We start from the raw sequence: 9,627 nt of genomic DNA, 5'->3' as shown, positions 1-9,627 counted from the left end.
CGCCGCCGCCGCCAGCTCCACCATGCGCCGCTCGTCCCAGTCCACCGCGCCCGGCGGCACCGTGAGCGCGCCCAGCTCGGCCAGTACCGTCGCCGCCGTCGGCAGGGTGTCCAGCCTGGCGAGCCGGTCGGCCGTCCGGCCGAGCCGGGTCGCGTACTCCAGCAGGCCGGGCGCGGTCGGGGTGTCCGGGCCGTCGTTCTCCCGCACGTCCACGGCGAGAAGGCCGGCACCAAGCGACTCGTCCGTCGCCTTGCGGTTCGGCTGGTGCTGGAACTCGGCTTCCTGCGGAAGCAGTTGCTCGACCTCGACCACGGCACGTACGGCCGCCAGCGCCAGCGCGCGCCGCTGTTCCCGCCCCGCGAGATGCGTGCCGCGCCGGACCGCCAGGGCATCCGCGATCTCCACCGCCGAAGCGACCCGGCCCATGCTCACCAGCAGGTCGATGATCTCGTCGCGCAGTGCCTGGACGGCGGGCTCCGCCTTCCAGCGCTTGCGCTCTTCCTTGAGCATCTGCGGGATACGGCCATGGCTCAGGGTCAGCGCGTCCGCGACGTCCTTCTGCTTCGGCCAGACCCCGATACCGGGCAGTACGCCGTGCTCGTCGGGCAGGCGCAGCAGCAGCCGTACCATCTCCGCCTTGTTGCGGTTGGAGCCGTTGTTGTTCACGGCGGGCACGAAGACGGTGGCGAGGGTGTCGAGGCTGACGGAGCGGAGCGTGCGGGGGGACAGGACGCCCGCCGATCCGCTCGTGGCGAGTTCGCCGACGAGGGCCGACTCGGCGGCGGTGAGCTGCTCCAGCTCCTCCTTGGCCTCCGCGCGGCCCTTCGGAGTGAGCGGCGATACGGGGATCTCGCGCAGCCGCTCGCCCCACTCGCGCTGTCGCTGCTGGACCTCGTTGCGGGTCTTGGCGCCCAGTCCGGGGGCGTTGACGAGCTTGCGGCGGCTGTAGTCGAGCAGTTCACCGACCGTGGTGATACCCAGGCCGTAGAGGAAGGACTGGGCGGCGGGCGTGAGGCCGGAGACGGTCAGCGGGGTGTCGCCGGTGACGTCGGCGGCGAGGCGGTCGCGCTGCTGCTCGGCGGTCTCCGGCTCGGCGTCCGCGATCACGGCGGCGACACCCTCGGAGAGTGTCCCCTCCCCTGTGGTGGTGGTCGCGGCGGCCGGGTGGCGGGAGCGGTGGCTGGACGGGACGGACAGGGAGGCGTCGAGGAAGACCTTGCGCCAGGCGTCCCGCATCGGCTTCAGCTCGGGGTATCGCCGACCGGCGTCGCGGTGCAGGGCCTTCTGGAAGAAGGCGACGAGACCGTCCCGTACGACCGCGTCGAACGCCTCGGCCGCGATGGTCGGATACGGCCACTCCTTGGCGTCGGTCATACGGGGCAGAACACTGCCGTCGCCCCATTTGGGCAGTTCGCCGGAGGCCATCTGGTGCAGGGTGACGGCGACGGCGTACCGCTCGGCGTGCGAGTCGTACGAGCCGCGGGTGATGATGTCGACGAAGGGGTCGAGGTAGCCGTCGGTTCCCGCGCCGGTGCTCTTCGCCGGGTAGCCGGCGAGCGAGAAGTCGATGAGGACGAGTTCGCGGGTGCGGTTGGGGCGGATGCGGATGGCGATGTTGTCGGGTTTGATGTCGCGGTGCCAGACCCCTTCGCCCTCCAGGAAGTCGACGGCTCCGAAGAGGTAGTCGCCGTACGCCTCCAACTGGTCGACCTGGAGGCGGCCGTTCTCGCGGAGCTGGCGGGCGACGGTCTCCTCGCGGCGGCGCGGGCGTCCGCCGCCTTCGGTGGCCTGTCCGGTGTCGTCGCGCTCGTCGCCGACGTACTCCAGTGCCAGGACGGTACGGCCGCCGATGTGCAGCGCCTCGGGCTCGACGAGGCGGATGATGCCGGAATGGGGGCGAAGGCGTCCCATGGACTCGGCCTCGCGGACGAGGATCTCGCTTCGGCTGTCGGAGAGGGCGACCTTCAGCACGGCCAGTGGGCGGGTCCTGCGAGCCTTGGCCTGGAGGTCGCGGACGAGGAAGGCGCGGCTGGTCGAGCCGGTGCCGAGGCGGCGGCGGATCTCCCACCGTTCGGCGAGCACATCGCCGGCGACGGCCTCCAGCGGGTCCTTGTCGGCGGCGGTCCGGTCCTCCTCGTCGCCCGGTCCCTCCGTGCCGGTGGCCGCCGGGGCCGGGGCGGTGAGGGAGTCCTCGACGATCTCCAGCAGTTCGAGGAACTCGTCCACGCCGGACAGGCGTTGTCCGGGCCGGTACGCGGTGGCGGCCTGCACCAGGTCGTCCACGTCCTCCGACAGGCCGTCCACCAGGGAGCTGGGGCGCAGGCCCTCCCCCGCCTCCAGCCGCGCCAGCAGCTCGGCCTGGCCGGCGGCCGGGGCCTTGCCGGTGACCAGCAGATAGGTGAGGACGCCGAGCCCGTACACGTCCAGGTGGACCGGGTCGGGGTTGAGGGCGGTGAGTTCGGGGGCGAGGTAGGCGTCGGCGTCGTCGGCCAGGTGCATCGCGGACAGGGCGGTCGGCGCGAAGCGGGTCGCGCCCCGGCCCTGGGAGGAGTCGCCGCTGCGCTGGGTGGCGATCTGCCAGTCGGAGATCTGGATGTGCGGGGTGAGCCAGGCGGCATCCTCGCCCACCGCCCGGCCTTTCCCGCCGCGCGGCCGGGGGACGACGAGCACGGAGCGGGCCGCGAGTGCCCGGTGGTGGATGCGGCTGGAGTGCGCGGAGCGCATGGTCTCGGCGAGCTGGCGGACCAGCGCCATCCGGCCGAGGATGTCCAGCTTCTCGCCGTACTGGACCAGATACTCGTCCAGTTTCAGGGTGTCCGGATGGTAGTCGAAGATCAGCGCCGGGCCGGCGGCGTGCCCGGAGGGAAAGTACTGCTTGAGTTCGACCACGCCCGGGTGCTTGAAACGGCCCAGCACCGCGGCTTCGCGCCGGGCCGCGTTCTCGACGGACTGGCGCAGGGACGCGTCGGAGCCGCGCTCGCTGAGATAGATGCGGACCCGGGCGGTCTCGGGGAGCTCGCTGTGCTGGGCGAGGTAGTCCGCCCAGGTGGGACCGGAGTCGAAGGACTTCCGCTTCAGCTCGTACGGGCCGACTTTGTACTGCGCGTCGCTCTTGCGGATGCCGATGTTCTTGAGGGCCGCCTCGATCTCGCGCGAACCGATCGCGGTGATACGGCGCCGCTCGTCACGAGGGGGCTGCCCCAGCATCTCGACCAACTGGTGGACGGTGTACACACCGTTCTGGTCGTGGGCGGGCAGACGTACCCGCAGGCCGTTGTCCGTGAAGCAGACGGCCTCCGCGACCCAGACCCGCCTGCCCCCGGGCGCGAGCAGACCGGCCAGCTCCTTGGCCTTGCGGTTGACCAGGTGCAGCGGGTTGCCGTGGGTACGGCGGCGGCCTCCGGGAGTGGTCTGCACCCAGGTGCCGTTCTCGGACGTGACCGAGCCGTGCCAGTCCTTCAACTCGATCATGCAGACGCCGCCGGGAGCGACGACCAGCAGGTCGACCTCACGAACATGGCCGGTGTTCGCGGTGAAGGTGAAGTTCGACCAGGCGCGCCAGGGGTCGGCGTCCGGAAGCTTTTCCCGGATGGCGTCCAGGCCGCGGCGTTCGTGATCGAACTCGGACTCGGTGACCGTGACCCACCGGCCTTCCCGCATGCCTGTTCCCCGCTCCTCGTGGCTCTCCGGGGCCGCCGTTCCCCATGGCCGGGCCCAGGGTGGAGATCCTAGTGCCTGCCTCTGTCATGAGAAGGGGTGATGAAGGACGGACCTCAGGCATATGACGCACATATCGGCGGACTCGGATGCTCCGCGGCGAGCCCCTGACCTGGGAACCCTGGCCAGAGGCCCTGAGGGGCAGACGAGCCGGGCCGTACGCCGGGTTCTGTTTCCCCGTCGGTCTCGCGACCGATGGGGCGACGGCCATCCATCTAGGACCGGTGTTGCCACCGGCCTCGTGCGGTCTACCCGCGGACTCGGGCGAGCAGCCCTCGAACGTCCGCGCAGGAGCACCGGAGTGCTCCCTCTTGACCTTGCTCCGGGTGGGGTTTACCTAGCCGCCTGAGTCACCTCAGGCGCTGGTGGTCTCTTACACCACCGTTTCACCCTTACCGGGGGCCGTACGGATACGGTCCCCGGCGGTCTGTTTTCTGTGGCACTGTCCCGCGGGTCACCCCGGGTGGCCGTTAGCCACCACCCTGCCCTGTGGAGCCCGGACGTTCCTCGGGGGGATCCGGGGATCCCCACGCGGCCGTCCGCCCGGCTCGTCTGCCGTGCCGTCCATGCTACCCGGCCGCGGCCGGGCGGCCCGCCGCTTGACCTTGTCGCGGCGTCATGGTCTCCACTGGGGGCATGAGGATCGGAGAAGTCGCCGCACTCGTGGGGATCACCCCGCGGACCGTACGCCACTACCACCATCTCGGGCTCTTCCCCGAACCCGAACGGCTGCCGAACGGCTACCGCGACTACGGGCTGCGCCACGCGGTCGTCCTCGCCAGGATCCGGCGCCTCACCGAGCTGGGGCTCGGCCTCGCCGAGGTGCGGGACGTCATCGCGGACGACGCCGGGCGGGAGCTGGTGGAGGTGCTGGAGGAGCTCGACGCCGACCTGGCGGGGCAGCGGGCGGAGCTGGACCGGCGGCGGGAGCGGCTGGCGGAGCTGATCGCGCGGGCCCGGGAGGGGACCCTGCCCGCCGAGGGGCCGGTATCGCCGGAGCTGGCCGGGCTGCTGGCGGCGCTGCCGCCCAGCGGGTCCGTCATGGCCGCCAAGGACCGCGGCCATCTGGCGCTGCTGGACACCGTGCTGCCGCCGGAGGACCGGGAGCGGCTGTTCGCCACGTTGATGCCGCTGGCCGAGAGCGGGCTCGCGGCCCGGGTGCAGGGACTGTACGAGGAGTTGGACGGGCTGGCGGACGCCGACCCGGCCGATCCGCGGGTCGTCCCCCTCGGCGACGCGCTCGCCGGCTGTATGCCGGACGAGCTGATCGCCCTGATGGGCGACGGGCCCGCCATGGACGGCGGGGCCTTCGGGCGGGCGTTCCTGGACGATTTCACGCCCGCCCAGGCCGCCGTCGTACACCGGATGCTGGCCGCACTCGACGGCCGACGGGCCGAGTCGGCGGGTGGGTCGGGCGGCGGACCGGCGGGCGGGTCGGGTGGCGGGGAGAGCCCGGCGGAGGCGAAGGAGGAGGGGACATGACCGGACGTACCTCGGTTCGCCGGGTGGTGTGGGCGCTCGTACCCGTCGAACTGCCTCTGCTGATCGCGGCGGCGGCCGGCGTGCCCCTGCCGCGCGCCGTGGTCCTCTTCGCCCGGGTGCTCGTCGTCGGCGCCGTCGTCCTGGAGGCCGTACTCCTGTCGCGCGGATACGCCGCCGCCCGCCGCCGGGGCCGCGAGCCGCGGGCGGCGCTGCGCGAGGCTGCGTATGCCCTGTTTCCCCGGGTCCCGGTCCGGCTCGTCGCGCACGAGGTGCGGTGTCTGCGCAGCGTCTGGCTTTGGGTTCGGCGGCGCCGGCACGGACTCGGCCCCGGCGACCACGCCGCCGGGTACACCGCGCCGCAGTCCGCGATGGTGTGGTCGTTCATCGGCCTGTCGGTGGTCGAGACGGTGGCCCTGGCGTTTCTGATCCCGTGGCCGCCGGTCCACCTGATCCTGTTGTGCGTCGGTGTGTACGGCACCGTGCTCATGGTGGGCATGCACGCGTCGTGTGTCGTACGTCCCCATGTGGCGGGCGCGGACGGGTCGCTGCGGCTGCGCTACGGCGCCCTGTTCGACCTGCGGATACCGGCGGAGGACATCGTCCGGGTCCGGATCGACCGCAGGTTCCCGAGCGGGAGCCTGGTGAACGCGCACGACGACGGGTCGATCGATCTGATCGTCGGCGGGCAGACGACGGTCGCGGTGGACCTGGCGGCCCCGGTGACGTACACCCGTCCGCTGGGGAGGACCGGCACCGCGCGGACGGTCCGCTTCCACGCCGACGATCCGAAGGCGCTGCTGGCGGCGCTCGGCGGTGGGCCGCGGGCGGACGGGACGGAGCGCCGGGCGGCGTGAGCGGCGTGATCGGAGGACTGTGGCGGGGGGGGGGTTCTCGCGGGGGGCGTCTGGCGGGGGCGTCCGGCGGGCGGGGGTTCAGACGGGGGCGAAGAGGACCCGCGCGCCGCCGTGGCGGGCCGCCGGGTCGGCGTGGGTGAGACGGACCCGTACCGGCTCGCCGAGCGGCAGGGCGCCGTCTCCGGTGATCCGGGCCACCACGGCCGGGTCGCGCAACTGGACCGTACCGACGGCCGGATCGGCCTCCCGTACGTCGATCACGACACCGTCGAAGGTCTCCCCGACGCGGTCGCGCAGCAGGACGGCCTCGACGATGTCGACGCACTCGCGCTCGACCGTGCCCGCGCGGCGGGAGCCCTGGGCCATCGTCTCCGGGAGGTCGGCGAGGGCGTCGAGGACCCACTCGGGAACGCCCTGGCCGGCGCAGGCGGCGACGCACAGCTCACCCGTGTAGCGGTCGACGAGGCGTCGCAGGGGTGCCGTGCAGTGGGTGTAGGTGTGGGCGACGGCGGCGTGGACGGACGGGGAGGGCAGCTCGCCGCCGGTGAAGACGGCGTAGCCGGCGCCGCGCAGCAAGGTGGTGCACTCGGTGAGGAAGGCCGCGTGGTGGGGCTCGCGGGGGTCGAGGGATCTGATGACCTCGGCGTACGGGACATGGTGCGGCCAGTCGACGCCGAGCGCCCGCGCCGTCAGCCGGAGCCGGGCGACGGCGCCCGACGGGGCGGTGGGGAGGGTCCGCAGGATGCCCGTACCGGATTCGATCATGATGTCGGCGGCGGCCATGCCGGTGAGGAGGGACAGCTGGGCGTTCCAGCCGTCGGCGGGGAGCGGGGCGCGGTAGGTGAGGGCGTATCCGCCGCCGTCGCGGACGATCTCCTGTTCGGGGACGCCGAGTGACACCCCGCCGCGTTCGCGCTCCCGCTCCTCGCGCAGCAGCCCGATCTCTTGGAGAAGGGCGAGGGGCTCGTCGGCCGTACCGTCGTCGATCCGGCGCTGGGCCGTGGCGTAGTCGAGACGGGCCCGGCTGCGGACGGTCGCCCGGCGGACCTCGGCGGTGACGGTACGGCCTTCGGCGTCGAGGTCGATACGCCAGAGCAGGGCGGGGCGGGGCCCGTCCGGGAGCAGACTGGCGGCGCCGGCGGAGAGGACGGGCGGGTGCAGGGGCACGGACTCGTCCGGGAAGTAGAGCGTCTGTACGCGGCGACGGGCCTCGGAGTCGATGGTTCCGCCGGGGGCGACGAAGGCGGCGACATCGGCGATGGCGTAGTGGACGCGGTAGCCGCCGTCGCGGCGGGCGAGGTGGATCGCCTGGTCGAGGTCGGCGGAGCCGGGCGGGTCGAGGGTGAAGAAGGGGAGGTGGGTGGCGTCCACGGGGCCGGGGCCGGGCGGGCGGGGCGCGGCGGCGGCCGAGTCGGCCTCGGCGAGCACCGCGGCGGGGAAGTGGTCCGGTACGCCGAGTTCCGTCCGCAGCTCGCGCAGGGCCGCGGGCAGTGGGGCGTCGGGGGCGCCGCTGGCGCGGATCAGGCGGCGGGGCATGGATCGAGCGTAGGTCGGCGGGGGCGGGCGCGCGCGGCGGAGGGCGGAGGGCGGGCGATCGCGGTGGGGGTGGCGATCGCGATCGCGGGGGCGGGGGCGGGGGGGGGCGACCCGGACGGACGCGGGGCGGCGTGTCCGGCCGGTGACGGGTCGCCGGTGCTCCTGCGCGGGCCGCGGCTGCTCGGGGGCATACGCTGGTGCGGGGGCCCGTCCCCGCCCCCGTACCGCCTTGTGAGGAGAACGTTCGTGCTGGTGCTGCTGCCGCCGTCCGAGGGCAAGGCCGCCTCCGGCCGCGGCGCCCCGCTCAAGCCCGAGTCGCTGTCGCTGCCCGGTCTCGGCGCCGCGCGGGACGCCGTACTCGACGAGCTGGTGGAGCTGTGCGTCGCCGACGAGGAGAAGGCGGCGGAGGTCCTCGGCCTCAGCCCGGGGCTGCGGGGCGAGATCGCCAAGAACGCGGAGCTGCGGACGGCCGGGGCGCGGCCCGCCGGGGAGATCTATACGGGGGTCCTGTACGACGCGCTGGGTCTCGCGACCCTCGACGCGGCGGCCAAGCGGCGGGCCCGGGCGTCCCTGCTGGTGTTCTCGGGGCTGTGGGGCGCCGTGCGGGTGGGCGACCGGATCCCGTCGTACCGCTGCTCGATGGGTGTCCAGCTGCCGCGCGCCGGACGACTCGCCACGCACTGGCGGGCGCCGATGGAGTCGGCGCTGCCCGAGGCCGCCGACGGCGGTCTGGTCCTCGATCTGCGGTCGTCGGCGTATGCGGCGGCGTGGAAGCCCCAGGGGGAGCTCGCGGGGCGGACGGCGACGGTACGGGTACTGCACGCGCGACTGGTCGACGGGGTCGAGAAGCGTTCCGTGGTCAGCCACTTCAACAAGGCGACCAAGGGGCGGATCGTACGAGACCTGCTGCTCGCCGGGGCCCGGCCGAAGGACCCGGCGCGGCTGGCGGAGACGCTGCGCGATCTGGGACACACGGTGGAGGTGGACCCCCCGGCGCGCGGGGACCGGCCCTGGGCGCTGGACGTGGTGGTCACCGACATCCACTGAGCGGCTGTAGCCGCCCGGGACTCGCCTGCGACCGACCCGTGCGTTGCAGCATGCACAACGGTCGTTGCAGACAATGATGCGGCCCGGCAGGATGGCCGTATGACCTCCGTGCTTGATCTCGCGCCCGTGATTCCCGTCGTCGTCATCGAGGACGCCGAGGACGCCGTGCCCCTCGCCCGCGCGCTGGTCGCGGGCGGGCTGCCCGCGATCGAGGTGACGCTGCGGACCCCGGCCGCGCCGGACGCGATCCGGGCCATCGCCGCCGAGGTGCCGGAGGCCGTCGTCGGCGCGGGGACCGTCATCTCCCCCGAGCAGGTGGAGACGGCCGTCACCGCCGGGGCCCGGTTCCTGGTGAGCCCGGGGTGGACGGACCGGCTGCTGGACGCCATGCGGGCGTCGGGCGTGCCGTTCCTGCCGGGGGTCTCCACGGTGTCGGAGGTCGTGAACCTGCTGGAGCGGGGGGTGACGGAGATGAAGTTCTTCCCCGCGGAGGCCGCCGGGGGCACGCCCTATCTGAAGTCCGTCGCCGGGCCGCTGCCGCAGGCGCGGTTCTGCCCGACGGGCGGCATCTCGCGGCAGTCCGCCGCGGTCTATCTCTCCCTGCCCAATGTGGCCTGCGTCGGCGGGACGTGGATGCTGCCGCCGGACGCCATCGCCGCGAAGGACTGGTCGCGGATCCGGGACCTCGCGGCGGAGGCCTCGGAGTTGAGGCCCACGGCCGCCACGTCCTGACTGGTCCCGGCGGCCCTGGCGGTGCCAGTGGCCCCGGCCGTGGCCCCGGCGGCTCCGGCCGTGGTCCCGGCGGTGGGCTCGGTGGCTCCGGCGGTCCCGGTGGTGGGCTCCGGTGGTGGGCTCCGGTGGTGGGGGGGGGGGGGGGGGGCCCCCCCCCCCCCCCCCGGGCGAGGGGGGGCCCCGGCTGGGGGGGCCCCCCCACCCCAGAGCACGGACGCGGGGGCAGGGGGGGAGAGAAAGGAACAAAGCCGGGGGTGTG

Annotated in this window: 6 protein-coding genes and 1 other RNA gene; 4 read left to right on the top strand and 3 right to left on the bottom strand. The window is 73.8% G+C overall.

Annotated features, from left to right (window positions below; translation table 11 throughout):
• Window positions 1-3,660 (bottom strand): BREX system serine/threonine kinase PglW (gene pglW / locus ACFXG1_RS32475; protein ID WP_384745774.1); only part of this gene is annotated, 3,660 nt, incomplete at its 3' end.
• Window positions 3,661-3,859: 199 nt separating this feature from the next.
• An RNA gene (rnpB, locus tag ACFXG1_RS32470) (RNase P RNA component class A) lies at window positions 3,860-4,268 on the bottom strand.
• 85 nt (window positions 4,269-4,353) lie between these two features.
• Between rnpB and ACFXG1_RS32465 the strand changes: the two genes are divergently transcribed.
• On the top strand, window positions 4,354-5,199 hold the full coding sequence (locus tag ACFXG1_RS32465; RefSeq protein ID WP_384718870.1) for a MerR family transcriptional regulator: 846 nt from the start codon (window positions 4,354-4,356) through the stop codon (window positions 5,197-5,199).
• Complete coding sequence (locus ACFXG1_RS32460; RefSeq protein ID WP_384722977.1) at window positions 5,196-6,053, top strand: hypothetical protein; 858 nt, start codon at window positions 5,196-5,198, stop codon at window positions 6,051-6,053. Before ACFXG1_RS32465 ends, ACFXG1_RS32460 begins: the two co-directional genes overlap by 4 nt.
• 78 nt (window positions 6,054-6,131) lie before the next feature.
• Here the strand turns inward: ACFXG1_RS32460 and ACFXG1_RS32455 are convergent, their stop codons facing one another.
• Window positions 6,132-7,589, bottom strand: coding sequence for an RNB domain-containing ribonuclease (locus ACFXG1_RS32455; RefSeq protein ID WP_384745772.1), 1,458 nt, complete (start codon window positions 7,587-7,589; stop codon window positions 6,132-6,134).
• 246 nt (window positions 7,590-7,835) lie between these two features.
• Here ACFXG1_RS32455 and yaaA point away from each other — a divergent pair, with 246 nt between their 5' ends.
• The gene (gene yaaA, locus ACFXG1_RS32450) at window positions 7,836-8,636 is read left to right on the top strand and encodes a peroxide stress protein YaaA (protein WP_384745770.1); all 801 of its coding nucleotides are present in this window, start codon (window positions 7,836-7,838) and stop codon (window positions 8,634-8,636) included.
• 99 nt (window positions 8,637-8,735) lie between these two features.
• Window positions 8,736-9,368 (top strand): bifunctional 4-hydroxy-2-oxoglutarate aldolase/2-dehydro-3-deoxy-phosphogluconate aldolase, encoded by a 633-nt coding sequence (locus tag ACFXG1_RS32445; RefSeq protein ID WP_384745768.1) that lies wholly within the window; start codon window positions 8,736-8,738, stop codon window positions 9,366-9,368.
• The last annotated feature ends 259 nt before the right edge of the window (window positions 9,369-9,627 follow it).

This window comes from Streptomyces sp. NPDC059248, assembly GCF_042753905.1.
GTDB lineage: Bacteria > Actinomycetota > Actinomycetes > Streptomycetales > Streptomycetaceae > Streptomyces.
This window is presented reverse-complemented; position numbering and strand designations above follow the sequence as displayed.

Coding starts and splice junctions, on each gene's coding strand:
- ACFXG1_RS32465 (WP_384718870.1), top strand. CDS start 4,354: ATGAGGATCGGAGAAGTCGCCGCACTCGTGGGGATCACCCCGCGGACC.
- ACFXG1_RS32460 (WP_384722977.1), top strand. CDS start 5,196: ATGACCGGACGTACCTCGGTTCGCCGGGTGGTGTGGGCGCTCGTACCC.
- ACFXG1_RS32455 (WP_384745772.1), bottom strand. CDS start 7,589: ATGCCCCGCCGCCTGATCCGCGCCAGCGGCGCCCCCGACGCCCCACTG.
- ACFXG1_RS32445 (WP_384745768.1), top strand. CDS start 8,736: ATGACCTCCGTGCTTGATCTCGCGCCCGTGATTCCCGTCGTCGTCATC.